At 46.1% G+C, this 17,081-nt stretch carries 14 protein-coding genes and 1 pseudogene; 7 read left to right on the top strand and 8 right to left on the bottom strand.

From position 1 onward, the window contains the following. Nucleotides 1-17 precede the first annotated feature (17 nt). The 3 genes from HWY38_RS02900 to HWY38_RS02890 are packed head-to-tail and all read right to left on the bottom strand — an operon-like array spanning nucleotide 18 to nucleotide 3,691. The gene (locus HWY38_RS02900) at nucleotides 18-1,151 is read right to left on the bottom strand and encodes a Ger(x)C family spore germination protein (protein WP_224181228.1); all 1,134 of its coding nucleotides are present in this window, start codon (nucleotides 1,149-1,151) and stop codon (nucleotides 18-20) included. Further along, nucleotides 1,141-2,232, bottom strand: coding sequence for an endospore germination permease (locus HWY38_RS02895; protein ID WP_224181227.1), 1,092 nt, complete (start codon nucleotides 2,230-2,232; stop codon nucleotides 1,141-1,143). The genes HWY38_RS02900 and HWY38_RS02895 overlap by 11 nt, the downstream gene beginning before the upstream one ends. After that, on the bottom strand, nucleotides 2,222-3,691 hold the full coding sequence (locus tag HWY38_RS02890; protein ID WP_032876084.1) for a spore germination protein: 1,470 nt from the start codon (nucleotides 3,689-3,691) through the stop codon (nucleotides 2,222-2,224). Before HWY38_RS02890 ends, HWY38_RS02895 begins: the two co-directional genes overlap by 11 nt. Nucleotides 3,692-4,422: 731 nt before the next feature. Between HWY38_RS02890 and pgsB the strand changes: the two genes are divergently transcribed. From pgsB to HWY38_RS02865, 5 genes are all read left to right on the top strand, one after another. Next, the gene (gene pgsB, locus HWY38_RS02885) at nucleotides 4,423-5,604 is read left to right on the top strand and encodes a poly-gamma-glutamate synthase PgsB (RefSeq protein ID WP_003151337.1); all 1,182 of its coding nucleotides are present in this window, start codon (nucleotides 4,423-4,425) and stop codon (nucleotides 5,602-5,604) included. A gap of 14 nt (nucleotides 5,605-5,618) precedes the next feature. Continuing rightward, complete coding sequence (pgsC, locus tag HWY38_RS02880; protein ID WP_003151340.1) at nucleotides 5,619-6,068, top strand: poly-gamma-glutamate biosynthesis protein PgsC; 450 nt, start codon at nucleotides 5,619-5,621, stop codon at nucleotides 6,066-6,068. 18 nt (nucleotides 6,069-6,086) lie between these two features. Beyond that, nucleotides 6,087-7,235 (top strand): CapA family protein, encoded by a 1,149-nt coding sequence (locus HWY38_RS02875; protein WP_007614174.1) that lies wholly within the window; start codon nucleotides 6,087-6,089, stop codon nucleotides 7,233-7,235. Nucleotides 7,236-7,242: 7 nt separating this feature from the next. Further along, complete coding sequence (locus tag HWY38_RS02870) at nucleotides 7,243-7,404, top strand: hypothetical protein (RefSeq protein WP_224181226.1); 162 nt, start codon at nucleotides 7,243-7,245, stop codon at nucleotides 7,402-7,404. Between the two features lie 150 nt (nucleotides 7,405-7,554). Beyond that, nucleotides 7,555-8,790, top strand: coding sequence for a C40 family peptidase (locus HWY38_RS02865; protein ID WP_032876086.1), 1,236 nt, complete (start codon nucleotides 7,555-7,557; stop codon nucleotides 8,788-8,790). Between the two features lie 37 nt (nucleotides 8,791-8,827). Here HWY38_RS02865 and HWY38_RS02860 read toward each other — a convergent pair. The 3 genes and pseudogenes from HWY38_RS02860 to HWY38_RS02850 form a co-directional block, all read right to left on the bottom strand. Then, nucleotides 8,828-9,551: pseudogene (locus HWY38_RS02860) on the bottom strand (hypothetical protein). 107 nt (nucleotides 9,552-9,658) lie between these two features. Further along, nucleotides 9,659-10,516: a Cof-type HAD-IIB family hydrolase gene (locus HWY38_RS02855; protein WP_224181225.1), complete on the bottom strand. Its 858-nt coding sequence runs from the start codon at nucleotides 10,514-10,516 to the stop codon at nucleotides 9,659-9,661. Between the two features lie 154 nt (nucleotides 10,517-10,670). Continuing rightward, on the bottom strand, nucleotides 10,671-11,657 hold the full coding sequence (locus HWY38_RS02850) for an LCP family protein (RefSeq protein ID WP_007407510.1): 987 nt from the start codon (nucleotides 11,655-11,657) through the stop codon (nucleotides 10,671-10,673). A 304-nt stretch (nucleotides 11,658-11,961) separates the two neighbouring features. Here HWY38_RS02850 and HWY38_RS02845 point away from each other — a divergent pair, with 304 nt between their 5' ends. After that, nucleotides 11,962-13,338, top strand: a complete 1,377-nt coding sequence (locus tag HWY38_RS02845) for a sugar porter family MFS transporter (protein ID WP_224181224.1) — start codon at nucleotides 11,962-11,964, stop codon at nucleotides 13,336-13,338. Nucleotides 13,339-13,431: 93 nt separating this feature from the next. Next, nucleotides 13,432-14,844 (top strand): bifunctional glycosyltransferase family 2 protein/class I SAM-dependent methyltransferase, encoded by a 1,413-nt coding sequence (locus HWY38_RS02840; protein ID WP_079891834.1) that lies wholly within the window; start codon nucleotides 13,432-13,434, stop codon nucleotides 14,842-14,844. A 3-nt stretch (nucleotides 14,845-14,847) separates the two neighbouring features. Here HWY38_RS02840 and HWY38_RS02835 read toward each other — a convergent pair whose 3' ends face one another. Together HWY38_RS02835 and HWY38_RS02830 are read right to left on the bottom strand one after the other, a co-directional pair. Continuing rightward, the gene (locus HWY38_RS02835; RefSeq protein WP_224181223.1) at nucleotides 14,848-15,978 is read right to left on the bottom strand and encodes a Ger(x)C family spore germination protein; all 1,131 of its coding nucleotides are present in this window, start codon (nucleotides 15,976-15,978) and stop codon (nucleotides 14,848-14,850) included. Continuing rightward, nucleotides 15,975-17,081 carry a GerAB/ArcD/ProY family transporter gene (locus HWY38_RS02830; RefSeq protein ID WP_007614158.1) on the bottom strand — a complete coding sequence of 369 codons (1,107 nt, stop codon included), beginning with the start codon at nucleotides 17,079-17,081 and terminating at the stop codon, nucleotides 15,975-15,977. The genes HWY38_RS02835 and HWY38_RS02830 overlap by 4 nt, the downstream gene beginning before the upstream one ends.

Below are 17,081 nucleotides of genomic sequence, written 5' to 3'. Positions count from 1 at the left end.
AGAGACCGGGGTCTCTTTTAGTTCACGATGCCGATTTGTGAGATATTCACTTTGATATCAGGGGTTATCTCGATGGAAGGATAGACCTCACGCCAATTGAGCCGCTTGCCCCGCTCATAATAATGGGTTTGATATTTCCGGCCGATGCCGAGGATATCCGAGTTGTGCTCCTGAATATGGCTGATCACCGATCTGGCCTGGCTGTTCAAATTTGCTGATGCTTGTTTGTTCATTTGGTCGATTGCCGTATAAGAATTCAGCTTGTCCTTTGGATATTCCAAGACGCGTGCATTCAGTTTTAAACGGATTTTCACTTTTATATGCTGCGGATCTGTATCTATAAAAACAATCTTTCGCGTGGCATCCGTGATGCCGAGAGAAAGATAATTTTCAATATCCATTTTGTATTTGTCCCACAGCTTCAGATTAATATTAGCCGATTTATTAAATTGCCCGCTTAAAAGGGTCAGGAGGGTTGAATCCTGACCGAGCACCTCAGTCACTTTCCGCTGGCCGCTGAACAGGGCAGAACCCTCTATCTTTATCGTCTGTCCGTTAATCGATAAATAAGGAAGGGCGAAATCCTTATCAGCCGTCAGCATGCTTGAACGGATGGATTGCAAATTTTCCATGCTGATATTTGATTCCGCATTAGCGCTTGTTAATAAATTCGTTAAATACTTGCTGACGATCAATTTCTGTCGGACGATCAGCTTCAGCACTTCAATCGCCTCACCGTCTTTGACAACCGCCGGATGAGCGAGAAGCGGGCTTTTCGGATCTCTGTAAAAGACATCGAGATAAGGAAAAAGCGGTTTTTCCGCCATTTTCTCACCGATTAATAAGACTCTTTGCTTGGACGTGTCAATGCGCTGATCGACAAGCTTATCCAATTGAAACCGCGCTTCACGGATGGTGTGCCCGGAAGCGCTGAGCACCGTCGTAATGAATGAGCCGCCCGTTTCCTGTTCCGCCTGGGAGGACTGAACCTTCCGATAGGTGATGCCGATTTTATTTTTACCGTCATGATCAACATCAAGGCTTGCAGTCAGCACGAGAGAAATATCTTTCAGCAAATTTTGATCCCAGCAGCCCGCAAGTGTCAGGCTTGCGCACATGAGACTGATAAGAACCGCTTTTTTAATGCGCATGGCGGACACCCTTTTTGCGTACAAGGACAATCAATACCATAAACAACGGAAACAAATACACAAACACAATATCGGAAATGCGGAAAAACTGATCCAGCTGCTGTATCGTTTTATCTGTGCTTGTGGCCCAAATAGACAGAAGGAAGACGAGCAGGGCCAGCGGATAAACAAACCGGCTGTGATCTTTTTGATTGAACAGCTTGGAGATGCCGGTGCTTGCCAAGTAAAACACGTTGGCCAGCGTTGAAAAGACGGTCACGAACCAAAACGTCAAAAAGAGCAGATCCGTCCGTTCGATAATTCTGAATGAAACGGTTTTTAACAGGTACAGCACAGGCTCCGGGATCATTTTTATTTCTTCGGGGCTGATTGTGACAAAGCAAGTAAGGGTGATATACAGGTAATAAAGGATAATCAAGATGTTTGAAATCGTCAGTATTTTGTAGCGCTGGCTGACGGTGCAGTTGATAAGGGGCCCGATCACGAGCGCCGCCTGAAAGCCGGTAATGCTGACAAGTGTTTGCTGCACCCCGGTAAGCATGTCTTTTGCGGTTCCGTGAAAAATCGGCATAATGTATGTGATATCGGCTTTTCCCAGCGTGTATAAAATCGGCAGAGAGATCAGCAGCAAAAACGGCGTTAAGATAAAGCTGAACCTGGCGATCGCATTCAGCGGGGCTTGGGCGATATAGACAGAACCGAGGATCAGCATTAAGCTGACCACCCAATTCGGAGTCTGCGGGAGCACCCAGATATCCAATATCCGTGTAAATACAGAAAGAATGAGCGTGCAGAGAAACGCGAAATATAAAATATACAGCACCTGCACCCCTTTGCCGGCAAGTGTTCCGAATACCTTCTCCAGCATTTCGTACAAGTTCAGCTTCGGAAACCGGTGAAATAATATCATATACAGGCTGAATGTAAGCTGGACGAGCAATCCGGTAAGCAGAATGGAAATCCATCCGCTGCTTCCCGATTTCATCATCAGTAAATGGGGCAGCGCCAAAATGCCGATGCTGATCTGCGTCTGATTAATGAAAAACACGCCTTGAAGCCGGCTTATTTTTTTAGGCTTCATCTTTTCTCCACCCCCGAACATGTTTCATCTGCTTTGAGTCTTGCGGTCTCAAATAAAAAGGCCTTCTTTTAATAAACCAAGCCGGCAGCCGGATAAATGCATCCTTCAAGTCGCTGAAATGAAACGGCGTCAGAGATGATAAATAAGGAACGCCGAGTGATTCAAGCTTGCACAGGTTCATCAGAATAAGCCCGAAGCCGAGTGCGATGCCGATAAAACCGAACGAGGATGCCAGAAACATAAGCGGAAACCTGAGCGTTCGGATGGACGTGCTCATTTCATATGAAGGAAGCACAAAAGAAGAAACGGCCGTAACGGCTACGACGATAATCATCATATTAGAAATGAGTCCCGCCTGAACGACTGCGTCACCGATCACGAGACCGCCGACAATGCCGATCGTCTGACTGATCGGTTTCGGCAGCCTGATACCGGCTTCGCGGATCAGTTCAATTGTAATCTCCATAATCATGGCTTCTATCAGCGGAGGGAAGGGAATATCAACAATCGAATTTTTCATGGTGATAATCAGATCGTTGGGAATGACTTCAAAATGAAACGCAATCAGCGCGATATAAAAAGCGGGCAGTGTAATCGCGATCATAAAGGCGAAAAATCTCAGCACTCTTAAAAAACTGGCGGAAATCCATCTCGTGCTGTAGTCATCCGGAGATTGAAAAAAAGAAAAGAATGTGATCGGCGCAATCAAAGCCGACGGACTCCCGTCCATCATGATCAGTACACAGCCTTCCATCACGCATGCTTTTGCTTTATCCGGACGTTCCGTATGAATGATCTGCGGAAAAATGGAAAACGAATTATCTTCTATTGATTCCTCGATAATCCCGGGCGCAAGCACGCTGTCTATACGCAGGTATGACAGGCGCCGCTTCACTTCCTCCACAATCTCCGGATTGGCGATATTCTCAACAAAGATAACCGCAACTTTTGATTTGGCTCTTTCCCCGATATCCATATAATGAACGGAGAGATGGCGGTCCTGTATGTGAAACCGCAGCTGATGAATGTTCGTTTCCAAACTTTCCACAAACCCGTCATGGGCGCCGCGGATGATACTTTCAGATTCGGGTTCCATAATGGAACGCAGCGGATTCTGCCCGACGGAAAACAGCTTCGCTTTCCTTGATGCATCGCTGAGAAAAACAACCTGTCCTGCCAAAATCCCGTCAATGAGTTTTCTGGTTTCATCCGTTTCCGCACTGCTGACGGCATTCATCGTTTCCTCAAGCGGGCCGTTTTGCAGGGTGTCGCTTAACAGAAACTCATTCAGCTTCTGTTCTTCTATCATTTGTTCAATATAAAAGAAAGCGGTATGACGGTCCTGCAGTTTGATCCTTCGTATTTTAAAATCACCGCAAACACACATCAGCTCCTGCATTTCCCGTACAGCCGATTCAAAATCGCCGGGAATCCGTTTGTTTTGTTTATCCGCAGACATCAGACCGCCTCCTTTCCCGGTTATCTGTAGTTTTCAGCGGGTATTCCTTTTTTATGCATTTTATAAAATAGAGGAGTTCCATGATGTTTTATCAAGAACTTCACATTTATGGATGAATATTTCTTGAACGAATATAAAGATTTATTAAAATTATTTCAAAAGAGGGATAAATGTCCTGTAAATGGTTTAAAAGGAGAAAGGCTTTCCGCATATAAAATGTGTATTTCTTGTAAACACTCCGGACCCGTCTTATTCTGTCATGTACCAGTCATTCCGCTAGTTATTTTGGAATGGGACTGAAAGCAGGATACGGGGGAAAAATGAATGACTTTAAGACCTTATCCTTAACAAAACAGGCAGTCTGCACACAGCGGACAGAGAGTCCCGAAACGTATGCGCAGTGCGAAAAACGCTGATACAAACGGGCTGGAAAAGATGGATTATCATTACATCTTTTTCTTCCGGAACGCGAATAGTTCCATTGGTCCAAATGAATTTCTGCGTGAAAATGTAAACGCATTCATTTTTATTTTGAAAAATTGAAGTAAGGTTGAAGTCCTGCCTATTCCCAAAAAAAGCAATTCGATAATAGGAAGAATAGCGTCACTAATAGAGAAGTTTGGCTCAGTGAAAGCGGGAACATTATGTTACATAATGCCGATTGAGAATTCATAGTGAAGCTATATACTGATGAATGAATTTATCAATACAGAAGGAGATGTCAAAAATCAATGTGGTTACTCATTATAGCCTGTGCTGCCGTACTAATCATCGGAATCATTGAAAAAAGGCGGCATCAGAAGAATATCGATGCTCTGCCAGTACGCGTCAATATTAATGGTATCCGCGGAAAGTCAACCGTAACGAGGCTGACGACCGGAATACTGATGGAGGCGGGCTACAAAACAGTCGGAAAAACGACGGGAACAGATGCAAGGATGATTTATTGGGATACACCTGAGGAGAAACCGATCAAACGGAAACCGCAGGGCCCGAATATCGGCGAGCAAAAAGAAGTAATGAAGGAAACCGTAGAACGGGGCGCCAATGCCATTGTCAGTGAATGTATGGCGGTAAACCCGGATTATCAGATTATCTTTCAGGAAGAACTCCTTCAAGCCAACATCGGCGTCATCGTGAATGTGCTTGAAGACCATATGGACGTCATGGGGCCGACGCTTGATGAAATCGCTGAAGCATTTACCGCGACGATCCCGTATAACGGTCACCTTGTCATTACAGACAGTGAATACACAGACTTCTTTAAAGAAAAAGCCGCAGAGCGGAATACCGAAGTCATTATTGCGGATAACTCTAAAATTACAGATGAATACCTTCGTAAATTTGAATATATGGTCTTTCCTGATAACGCTTCCCTTGCGCTCGGCGTTGCCCAGGCTCTTGGGATAGATGAAGAAACGGCGTTTAAAGGAATGCTGAATGCGCCGCCTGATCCTGGCGCCATGAGAATCCTGCCGCTGCTCAGCACGAAGGAGCCCGGTCATTTCGTAAACGGCTTTGCCGCAAATGATGCATCTTCTACTTTAAATATATGGAAACGTGTAAAGGAAATCGGCTACCCGACAGATGAACCGATCGTTATCATGAACTGCCGCGCCGACCGTGTGGACAGAACGATTCAGTTCGCAAACGACGTGCTTCCGTACATTAAAACGAAGGAACTCATACTCATCGGCGAGACGACGGAACCGATCGTCAGAGCTTATGAAGAAGGCAAGATTCCTGCCGATACACTGCACGATCTGGAATATAAATCAACAGACGAAATCATGGACGTGCTGAAAACAAGAATGCAAAACCGTGTCATATATGGCGTCGGCAATATCCACGGTTCAGCGGAACCATTAATTGAAAAAATTCAAGAGTATAAGGTGAAACAGCTCGTTAGCTAGGAGGAAAAGGATAAATGTTCGGATCAGATTTATACATTTCACTTATTTTAGGCGTGTTAATCAGTTTAATTTTCGCGGAAAAAACAGGTATCGTACCTGCCGGTTTAGTTGTGCCGGGTTATTTAGGGCTCGTTTTTAACCAGCCGGTCTTTATTTTACTCGTACTGCTGGTGAGTCTTCTTACATACGTGATCGTCAAATACGGTTTATCCAGATTTATGATTTTGTACGGACGCAGAAAATTCGCAGCTATGCTGATAACGGGAATCTGCTTAAAAATCGCCCTTGATTTCCTTTACCCGATCGTACCGTTTGAGATATCAGAATTCCGCGGAATCGGTATCATCGTACCGGGTCTGATCGCCAATACCATTCAGAAACAGGGATTAACGATTACATTTGCCAGCACGCTGTTCTTAAGCGGCGCAACTTTTGCCATTATGTTTGCTTACTACTTAATCTAATGTAAGGTGTGTCAAACGATGAAAAAACAATTAAGCTTTCAAGAAAAACTGCTGAAGCTGACCAAACAGCAGAAAAAGAAGACCAATCTTCACGTTTTTATCGCGCTGCCGATCGTCTTTTGTCTGATGTTCGTCTGCATTCTGACAGGGAAGGCGGAAACGCCGAGTGTGAAAAGAAATGCCGATGACCTTGTATCAGCCTCATTCGTCGGAGATATTATGATGGGCCGGAATGTCGAGAAAGTGACAAAGCATAAAGGCACGGAGAGTGTCTTCCGTTACGCAAAGCCATTCTTCGAAGCATCCGACTATGTGTCGGGGAACTTTGAAAACCCGGTTACATATAAAAAGAACTACAAAGAAGCAGAAAAAAATATCCACCTTCAGTCAAACAAAGATGCCGTAAAAGTATTGAAGGACATGAATTTCACCGTTCTCACGGCAGCCAACAACCATGCGATGGATTACGGCCCTCAAGGAATGCGGGATACGGTTGAAGAGTTTTCAAAGCAAAATCTTGAACTTGTCGGCGCGGGCCTCACGCTGAAGGAAGCCGAGCAGAACATTTCTTATCAAGATGTAAACGGAATCAAAATCGCAACACTGGGTTTCACTGATGTTTCCGGAAAAGGCTTTGCAGCTAAACGAAATGCGCCGGGTGTGCTTCCGGCCGATCCAGAGCTGTTTATTCCGATGATTTCTAAAGCCAAAAAGAAAGCCGATCTTGTCATTGTTCAAACACACTGGGGACAGGAATACGATAATGATCCGAATGACAGACAGCGCCAATTGGCAAGAGCAATGTCAGATGCCGGAGCGGATATTATCGTCGGACACCATCCGCACGTGCTAGAACCGATCGAAATGTACCACGGCACTGTTATTTTCTACAGCCTGGGCAACTTCGTATTCGACCAGGGGTGGACAAGAACGAGAGACACGGCGCTTGTTCAATATCATCTGCAGAAAAACGGCACGGGACGCTTTGAAGTCACGCCGATGAATATTCATGAAGCAACGCCTGCACCGGTTAAAAAAGGCAGCATCAATCATAAAACGATCGTACGTGAACTGACGAAAGAATCGAATTTCGATTGGAGCGTCAAGGATGGAAAATTAACGTTTGATGTGGATCACAGCGATATCTTAAAAAAGAAAGCGGAGTGAAAAACAAATGAAAATCATTAAAGCGGGATGGCCGTTTGCCGCGATCATTATGGTATTTATGTTTATGTCAGCGTTTAAATACAATGATCAGCTCACAGATCAGGAAAAACAAAAAATTGACACGGAAATGCAAAAAATTCAGCAAGAGGACACAGCGAGCGCAAGATAAGCGCATGATTCCGCTTGCCGGCATATTGTTTGTTCCGAATCCAGTAAAGAATGCCCATAACGGGCATTCTTTTTTTGTGTGCTCTCCTAAACATTTGTTAAAAGTTACCGATGTAAAAACTACTAAAAATGAGGAGAGTGAATAGAAAACATGCTCACAAGCTGGAGGAAGTACATCCTTGCCGGCCTTATGATTTGTCTTGTGGCACCTGCAGTAACGAGAACGGAAATTGCTGAAGCGGATTCTCAAGTTTCTGTCCTGATGGTTTCAGACGCGCAAAAACTTGTCGGAAATAAATATGTTTACGGAGGCGAAGAGCCTGAGGACGGTTTTGATCCGTCCGGATTGATGCATTATCTTTTCAGCAGACAGAACATCCATCTGCCGAGAACGGTCAGTGATCAATGGAAAGTCGGAGCCGCCGTCAAAGAAAATGACCTTTTACCGGGAGATCTTGTGTTTTTCAAAAAGTCGGATTCAACACAAAACGCGCCCGTCCATGACGGTCTTTATATCGGAAACGGAGAGATGATACACAGTTCTCCGTCAGAAGGCGTAACCGTCACACGCTTTCAAAAAAGCAGTTATTGGATGAATTTATATCTTGGCGCAAAGCGGATTACAAAAGATCCGGAACTGGCTGATGATCCGATCGTTCAGGAGGCAGCCCGTTATCTCGACATTCCGTATGTATTCGGCGGAAGCACGCCCGAGGAGGGATTCGACTGTTCGGGGCTGGTCCAATATGTTTTTGAGAACAAGCTTCACATTTACCTGCCGAGATCTGCGGAACAGCAGTGGCTGGTCGGTGAGAAAATCAAACTGAGCGACATAAAGCCCGGGGACGTGATTTATTTCAGCGACACGTATAAAAAAGGAATTTCCCATGCGGGCATTTATGCGGGAGAGGGAAGGTTCATCCAAGCAAGCCGCTCCGCAAAAGTCACCATTTCTTACTTGTCGGAAGATTACTGGAAAAAACATTTTACGGGGGTGCGCCGATTCAGCAATTTAGCCATTTCTAAAGAAAATCCCGTTGTGTCCACAGCGGCCGATCATATCGGAATTTCTTATCTGAAAGGCGGCGTTTCACCGGAAACCGGCTTTGATACGGCGGGATTTGTTCAATACATCTATCAAAAAGCGAAAGGAATCAGCCTGCCGCGTTATGCGGACAAGCAGATGCAGGCGGGCGTTCCGGTCGATAAACAAGATCTGAAGCCCGGCGATCTGGTCTTCTTTAAAGCGGAAAGCCTGAATCCGGCCATTTATATCGGGAACGGACAAGTGATTCATGTCACCGTGTCCGCAGGCGTTACCATAACAAATATGAACACAAGCGCTTATTGGAAGGACAAATATGCGGGCAGCATCCGGCTTCCGTAAAAAAGACGTCAGAGAGTGTCTCTGACGTCTTTTTCTTTTACCGTTTCGGTGCTCTGTATCCGGCCGCTACCGCATCCTCTACGGAACAGAACATTTCCGGGATCTGTCGTCCGGTCGTAGTATGTACTTCCCGGCGTGTGATAAATGCCGTTCCGGCTGCCTTTAATGTCGCATCCCTGTGAGGTGCCGGCTGCTTTCGTTTCGGCATGTCCGCCGGAGGAAGGGGCGTTGTTTTGCGCCGTTTCCGCGTTTTCGGATGTTTTTGTTTCTGCTTTCTGCCGCTTTAAAGTTTTATTTTCTGACTGAAGCGTTTCAGCGGTCTTTTCGAGCTTCTTTTGTGAATTTTTTAATTTCTCATTGTCTTGTTTGAGTGATTTGTTTGTTTTTTTCAGCTCACTTATCTCTTGGCTGAGTTTGCTGAGTTTTTCTTCATTGCCGGCTTCGGCTTCGGATTTCTCCTTTTCTGCCGCGGCACTGATGCTTTCATATTTTTTCTCAAGCGCCTGGTGTTCCTTCGTCAATTTTTGATAAGCGGTATCAAGGGTGCTGTATTTCTCCTCTGCCTTCTCGGCCGAGGCGTCCGGTTCTGCGAGGGAGGCGCCGGTCAGGAGCAGGATAAATCCGCCGATGAGAAGGGGCCAAAACAGCTTTTTTGAAAAATGTTTTTCTTTTTTTGCCGCTTTGAATATGAGATGGAATATTCCGTATCCGACTGCGCAGAGAAAAGCTAAACATCCTATAATAGCGATTGCATTCGACATCATGAAACTCCTTTTTTCTTTATCTTACAATTTATTTTCATTTTTGGGAATTTCTTTTTTTTCGAAAACATGAAAAACCAGGCCGTGAAAGACCTGGCTTTTGCCTTTTATTGATCGTTGTCGAGAAGCCGGTTGATGAAATATGCGACGCCGTTTTCATCGTTGCTTTTTGTAATATACGTGCTTTTTTCCTTCAGTTCATCAATCGCATTGCCCATGGCGATGCGGTTTCCCGCCGCTTCAAACATGGAGAAATCATTCGGACTGTCGCCGATGGCGTAAATATCCTGTTTTTCAATTCCGTACAGTGAGGCAAGCTCCGTCAGAGCACGTCCCTTTCCGGAACCGGCAGGGAGGATTTCGATAATGTGTTTCCCGGAAGATGTCTGGGATAATTTCGGATGATGTGTAATTTCTTCTTTGGCGTTTCTCAGTTTTTCCATATCAAAAGAGAAACAAAGAAGCTTGTAAACATGTTCGTCTCCGTTAAAAATCGCCTGTATATCCTGTACGGATTTAATGCCGAATTGTTTGAACTGCGTCTTTGCGCCCTCCCATAATGTCCGAATATCTTCCTTGGGATTGGCGCTTTTCAGAATGTCCAGTTCTGCCTGCAGTTTGGACTCGCCGTCAAATGGGGACAGCAGATGATCATCTGTATAGACTTCAAAATAAATGTCTTTGTCCGTTAAATAAGCGGCGATATCCTTCCCGGCCTGCTGATCCATTAAGAGCCGGCTGACGAGGCGGTATCCTTTGTCATGGACTGTCCCGCCGTTTGCCGCAATGATCGGAATATCCAAATCCTTCAAGAGCGCTTTTACATCAAACGTGGCTCTGCCCGTGCAGATGGCCACGAGAATGCCCGCTTCATCCGCTCTTTGTAAAGCCGCTCTGTTTTCCGGAGAAATCACACTGTCCGAGTTCAGTAATGTGCCGTCTAAGTCAATGGCTATCAATTTCATATGTATGGATGCCCTCCTTAAAAATAAAGCTGCTTCATGTAGTATGTTCAGCTTTGTGCGAAATCAGCAGAAAGCCGTCAGTTAAAAGGCTATACCTTCATGTCCTTTTTTTCAACAGAAAAACGGCGGGATTTGCTAATCCCGCCGTGACATCTTACGCGTTTAAATCATTTTTTAATTTCGTTTTCACTTCTTGAAGGTTTTCCTCATTCAGCTTGAAGTAATAAATATTTTTGCCGTACTGAGGAGTGTAAATATAGCTGTCTGAACCTGTCAGCTGCAAAGAATCCACCGATTTCAGCGATGTGATAAACGGGAACAGACCGATGGCGTCATTAAGAGATAAGTTCATTTTTAAGTTTTTCCCTAAGCTGTCGACGATATCGTCATAAGATGGGATCGAGCTTAACGATTTAGATTTTTTAATAATGGCGCTCAGCACTTCCATCTGTCTTTGTCCGCGCATCAGATCGGTGTCCGCTTTTCGTGTTCTTACATAAGCCAGCGCCTGCTCACCGTCAAGCGTCTGGACGCCCGGCTTCAGCACGACTTTTCCTTTTGTATCGACTTTAATACGATCGGCAATTTTCTGGCTTTTCACATTTACCGTAACGCCGTTCAATTCATTGACGACATCGCGGAACGCGTCGAAGTTGCTCTCAACCACATAATCTACCGGAATATCAAGCATGTTTTCTACTGTTTTATAAGTTAAATTATAACCGCCGTAAGCATGTGCGTGCGCGAATTTGTCATAGCCGTGTCCCGGGATGTTGACATAGGAATCCCGCGGAATGCTGAGCATCGTCGCTGTTTTCTTTTTCCGGTTGAAGGTGACGAGCACGTTGGCGTCACTTCTTGCGTCATCTACTGATTCGCCCTTATTGTCACGGGCGTCTATTCCTAAAAGCAATACGGTGAAAGAATCCTTCTTCGGGTCAAATTCTTTGATCCGTTTTACGGACTGGTCGCCGCGGTCAAGGCTGACGTGCGCTTCTTTGGTCGCATTATTCAATTTCACAAATGCGTAGGTGCCGACGGAACCGGCGATCACCAATAAGAAAGCGGCGAATACCAGTACAAATTTCACCCATTTTCTGAGGCGTCTTTTCTTTTTTCTGCGTTGAGATCGTTCTTCCATATCATTACCTCTCGTTTCTATTCTTTGTGAAGCGTACCATAATTGTTGACTTGGAGCAACTCTGCAAATGAGAAAATTCCAAATCTTTCTCTCTATTTCGACAACATCTACTGTTATTTTTGCATCAGGTTCACATTATATTGGACGGCAGGAAGCGGGAAATGTTTCGTCGCTTTGTAAAAAATAATTAGTAAAATAATGGATATTAACGGTGCTGAAGGTTTGAAACGGACGGAAACAGGTAAAAGAAGCAGTAGAACAATTCCGCGCGGATACAGCGTTGGATGAAGGGAGTCTACATAACATGAAAAGCATACACTCGAATAAATGGCTCTATTTTTTCGGCGCACTCGGCGGCGCGTTATACGGATATGATACCGGAGTCATTTCCGGAGCTATTTTATTTATGAAAAAAGAACTGGGACTGAACGCCTTTACAGAAGGCCTCGTCGTCAGTTCGTTATTGGCGGGGGCGATTCTCGGATCGGGATTTGCCGGCAAACTGACCGACCGGTTCGGCAGGCGGAAGGCCATCATGGGAGCGGCGCTTCTGTTTTGTATAGGCGGTTTAGGAGTCGCTTTTGCCCCGAATACAGAGGTGATGGTTCTTTTCCGGATCGTTCTCGGACTGGCTGTCGGAACATCTACAACGATCGTTCCGCTCTATTTATCGGAGCTGGCTCCGAAGCATAAACGGGGGGCGCTTTCTTCGCTGAATCAGCTGATGATTACGGTCGGAATCCTCGTTTCTTATATCGTGAACTATATATTTGCCGATGCAGGCGCTTGGCGCTGGATGCTTGGACTTGCTGTTGTGCCGTCAGTCATTCTGCTGATCGGAATCTTATTTATGCCGGAAAGCCCGCGCTGGCTGTTTACGATCGGCAAAGAAGAGAAAGCAAGAGAAATCCTTTCATCATTGCGGGGAACGAAGAATATTGATGATGAGATTGATCAGATGAAAGAAGCGGAAAAGGAAAACGAAGGCGGCTTGAAAGAATTGTTTGAGCCGTGGGTGAGACCCGCGCTGATTGCCGGCCTTGGACTTGCCTTTTTGCAGCAATTCATCGGGACAAATACAATTATTTATTACGCCCCGAAAACATTTACCAGTGTCGGGTTCGGCAATTCCGCGTCTATATTGGGAACTGTCGGAATCGGCGCCGTCAATGTCATCATGACGCTTGCGGCTATTAAAGTCATTGATAAAATCGGCCGGAAGCCGCTGCTGCTGGCCGGAAATGCGGGCATGGTCATCAGTCTGCTCGTATTGGCTGCGGTCAATCTCTTCTTTGAACATTCAGCAGCCGCATCATGGACAACGGTGATTTGTTTAGGCCTGTTTATCATTGTGTTTGCGGTCAGCTGGGGGCCTGCCGTGTGGGTCATGCTTCCTGAATTATTCCCGCTGCATGTCCGGGGTATCGGGACGGGTGTCTCCACTTTGATGCTGCATGCCGGAACATTGATTGTCTCATTAACCTATCCGATGTTAATGGAAGCAGTCGGCATCAGCTATTTATTTCTCATTTATGCCGCGATCGGGATACTGGCATTCCTGTTCGTCTGGTTTAAAGTGACCGAGACGAAGGGGAAAAGCCTTGAAGAAATTGAGCAGGATCTGAAAAGCCGTAACGGAGGATCGGGATCAGAATCAAATCGGCGGACAGTTCATCCGTAGTATTCAGTTTTAGGGGGGCGGTTATTCACCGGCCCCTCAAAACGGATGCCGAGCGGGCGCCCGGTCACATAAATGACGGGGATATGTCATACGTTGTATAAAGTCACGATAAAGGCGGGGATGCCGGTGAAAACGAGTATTATTATCCTTACATATAATGAACTTGAGCTGACGAAAAAATGTCTGGCCAGCATTGAACGATACACCGACAAAGATAAGATTGAACTGATTATAGTTGACAACGGTTCCTCAGACGGAACGAGAGAATACATATCAAATCTGCCTGACGTCAAAGTCATCCTAAATGAAAAAAACCTCGGGTTCGCCAAAGGGTGCAACCAGGGAATCGAAGCGGCAGGGGGAGAAAATCTGCTGTTTCTGAACAACGATACGATGGTCACGAAAAATTGGCTCACCTCCATGCTGAGGGTGCTGTATCATTCTGAAAAAGCCGGTATGGTCGGGCCCGTCAGCAACTATGTCAGCGGCGCGCAAATGATCCATGACGCGTATCAATCGCTTGATGAGCTGGAGTCATTCGCGGAGGCGTATTGCGCACGGGAAAAGCATCATACAAAGCGGGTGCTGCGCCTTGTCGGTTTCTGTCTTCTGGTGAAAAGAAGCGTCATTGAAGACATCGGCCCGTTCGATGAACAATTCGGATACGGTTCTTTTGAAGATGATGACCTATGTTTGCGCGCCCTGCAAAAAGGCTACAGCCTGCACATCGCCCTCGATGCTTTTGTGCATCACCACGGGCACGCGACGTTTACGGCTAATCAGGATATCAATATCAATCAGTTATATTCGGAGAACCGCCAGCGGTTTACGGAAAAATGGGGCACTGATTTTACGTACTTTACTCATCCGAGACCGGAAATTGCGGAGCTCGTTCCCCGGGAGGCGAAACGGATACTTGATGTCGGCTGCGGGGCGGGGGCTACGGGGCTGGAACTTCAAAACAGACAGCCTTGCGAACTGTACGGAATAGAACTGCACCCGCTGGCGGCGCAAGCGGCAAAAGGACACTATGAAGCGGTGCTGCAGGAAGATGTCGAAGAAGTGAAGCTGCCTTATCCGGAAGGCTTTTTTGATTGCATCATTTTCGCGGACATCCTTGAGCACTTAAAAGACCCGTGGCGCGTCATTGAAACGTACTCATCCTATTTGTCGCCTGCCGGATCAATCGTTTGCAGCATTCCGAATATTTCCCACGCCGAAGCGCTGTTCCCGCTTCTGCTCGGTGACTGGACATACAGAGACGCCGGCATTCTCGACCGCACTCACTTGCGGTTTTTTACGCCGCAGACGGTGCGCACGCTCTTTCCGGAAGAGACATTTGCTGTGAAAAAGCAGTCCTATACGTATGTTCACGTGGATGAGCGGGTGCAGCTGTTTTTACAGGAAATCACACGAATGGCGCAATCGATGCAATTTCCGGTGACACAACTGCCCGAACAAAGCCGGATTTATCAAATTCTCCTCCGTGTCGAAAAAACACGATGAAGGCTACCGTCCCATCGTTCCGAAGTTGGTAATCTTAATGGAAACATCATAGTCAAAGGCCGCTTCGGAGAAGGTCTCATCCCAATGATGCTTTACTTTCTTCCAATAGTCGGGATATTGAATGCGGACTCTGTCAGAAAAGAATACAGGGTCCGTTTCATATTGATTCTGCAGCTTATCGATGACTTCTTTCACATCGCTTTTCAGTTTCTTTTCGAAAATCTTTTCCAGCCCGTTTAAATAATGCTGATCGAATGAATCTTCTCCGGCATATTGATCCTCTGACAAAAGTCCTTTTGTTTTTACCGCTACATGAAATGACAGCTTCCCGTTTTTCAGCCTGGGAGTAATGGCGGATGTTGATTTTTTGATCTCGAAGGTAATCGGGTGCCCCCCTTTATCCAAAGCGGGCAGCACGCCGCCCCGTATCGTTCCCATCAGCCAATTCAGGCTCTGTATTTCGTATGATGACAGAAAGCCCGCCAATCTGTTTTGTTTTGCGTTTTTGATAATGGCCGCTCCGTCATACACCGTTTTTCCTTTTTGATTGCTGACGGCCTGAATGAGAAAACTGAGTTTATTATGGCAGTAAATCGAAGCTCTCCCGATTCGGAGCGGTTTTAAAATCTTCCCGTTGTAGCCGCCGTTGTTCGTAAGGTCGATCAGCTTTTCCGCGGCCATGGGCTGCTGCTGATTCGGCGTCGGCTCCGTCAGAATATCGGACGCTTTTCCTCTTGCCGCGAAGAGATAGCTGCTCCGCCGTAATTCATCATCGCGGATAAAATGATTCATCATCTGCAGTATATTTTGGTCGGCCAGCAATTTGTCGCTGAATATCAGCACTTTTAAATGATCGCTGTAAACGGGTGGATCTTTTAAAGAGACTTCACTGACGGCTTCAAGTATGGTATCCCCCCGCGTCGTCACATTGACAAACACGGGCCGGCCGGAAGCCTGGCTGTTTTCGCTTTGGGGCAGCAGGTTTTGATAGGTTAATTTATATCGGCGGTCACTCGTCTCGTCTATCGCCAGCCCCCGGGCGAAAGACAGCTTTTCGACTTCCTTCGCGTCCCAGCATCCTGAAAGCGTCATCAATATGAAAAGCGCAGCCGCCCATTTTATGAAAAGTGTCATGACGTCTGTTTCCTCCCGGCTATTTTTTTCATCCAGCTGACAAACCAGATGAGAAAAGGAATCATAATGACGGCAAAAAACGCATATCCGAGAATATTCGCGAATGCAAACACACTGTTGATATCATCGGGGTACATTGAAAGGCCGAATGTCACTGCCAATAAGCCTCCCAGCAGCCAGGCATTGTTTTTATTTTTCAGTTTGAAAATGGTGTTTAATCCGAGATGCGCCCCTTTAAAAGAGCCGAGCATACAGGTAAACTGCTGGCATGTCCACGTGATTAAAAGAAAGATATCAAACCGCTCAATGAAAATGCCCCGGATTTCCAAGGCGTGAATCAGGGAAATGGTCGGATACGTCACCGTTTTGGCTTCAGCGACCGACATACAGCCGATGACGACAAGCAGCGTAAAGCTGTAAAAAATGCTCGCGCCTGCGATGCCGAAGACAGCCGCCTTTTTCGCCTGCTTCGGGTTTTTCATAAACGGCACCAGATACAGAATCACCTCAAGTCCCGAAAAATACAGAAGGGTCCGCGGAAACAGCTCAAAAAAGCTTTTGTAGCCTCCTTCCATGACCGGGCGGACGAAATCCAGCTTAAAAAGTCTCAAACTGAATATGAGCAGCGTAATCAGAATGACGATCGCAATCGGAAACAGATAGGCATAAAGCTTTGAAATGGGATAGACCCCGCCGGTCACATGGTAAATGCCGACCGCCAGAAAGATGAATATGACGACACCCATCGGCGTATTTTTCAGTAAAAAGTAATTGATGACTTCACCGAGAAAACGGGCTTGAAAACAGACGGTGACGACAAAATAACAGCTGATGAATAAATTCAGAAGAGAACCGATAGCGCGGCCCATGATGCTTTGATTCAGCTCATAAATGGTTTCCCCGCTGTTTTTCTGCAAAAACGGCATAAAGAGCAGGACGATGCCGATAAACACGACACTCTGCACAAGAATAATGATCCATCCGCTCGGACTGTCCGCTGTTGCGGCGGAGCGCGGCAGTGTTAACACGCCCGCTCCGATCATTGTTCCGCTTACCATGAGAAGTGTCTGCATAAACGACAGCTTGTCTTCCGGTTTTTTCAT

This window comes from Bacillus sp. KS1, assembly GCF_020075515.1.
GTDB classification, from domain to species: Bacteria; Bacillota; Bacilli; order Bacillales; family Bacillaceae; genus Bacillus; species Bacillus velezensis.
The sequence above is the reverse complement of the archived record's forward strand: the minus strand, read 5'-3'. Positions and strand labels throughout refer to the sequence as shown.

Bases quoted from the DNA above. Each gene is read 5' to 3' on its own strand.
- HWY38_RS02900 (WP_224181228.1), bottom strand. From the start codon at position 1,151: ATGCGCATTAAAAAAGCGGTTCTTATCAGTCTCATGTGCGCAAGCCTG.
- HWY38_RS02895 (WP_224181227.1), bottom strand. From the start codon at position 2,232: ATGAAGCCTAAAAAAATAAGCCGGCTTCAAGGCGTGTTTTTCATTAAT.
- HWY38_RS02890 (WP_032876084.1), bottom strand. From the start codon at position 3,691: ATGTCTGCGGATAAACAAAACAAACGGATTCCCGGCGATTTTGAATCG.
- pgsB (WP_003151337.1), top strand. From the start codon at position 4,423: ATGTGGTTACTCATTATAGCCTGTGCTGCCGTACTAATCATCGGAATC.
- pgsC (WP_003151340.1), top strand. From the start codon at position 5,619: ATGTTCGGATCAGATTTATACATTTCACTTATTTTAGGCGTGTTAATC.
- HWY38_RS02875 (WP_007614174.1), top strand. From the start codon at position 6,087: ATGAAAAAACAATTAAGCTTTCAAGAAAAACTGCTGAAGCTGACCAAA.
- HWY38_RS02870 (WP_224181226.1), top strand. From the start codon at position 7,243: ATGAAAATCATTAAAGCGGGATGGCCGTTTGCCGCGATCATTATGGTA.
- HWY38_RS02865 (WP_032876086.1), top strand. From the start codon at position 7,555: ATGCTCACAAGCTGGAGGAAGTACATCCTTGCCGGCCTTATGATTTGT.
- HWY38_RS02855 (WP_224181225.1), bottom strand. From the start codon at position 10,516: ATGAAATTGATAGCCATTGACTTAGACGGCACATTACTGAACTCGGAC.
- HWY38_RS02850 (WP_007407510.1), bottom strand. From the start codon at position 11,657: ATGGAAGAACGATCTCAACGCAGAAAAAAGAAAAGACGCCTCAGAAAA.
- HWY38_RS02845 (WP_224181224.1), top strand. From the start codon at position 11,962: ATGAAAAGCATACACTCGAATAAATGGCTCTATTTTTTCGGCGCACTC.
- HWY38_RS02835 (WP_224181223.1), bottom strand. From the start codon at position 15,978: ATGACACTTTTCATAAAATGGGCGGCTGCGCTTTTCATATTGATGACG.
- HWY38_RS02830 (WP_007614158.1), bottom strand. From the start codon at position 17,081: ATGAAAAAACCGGAAGACAAGCTGTCGTTTATGCAGACACTTCTCATG.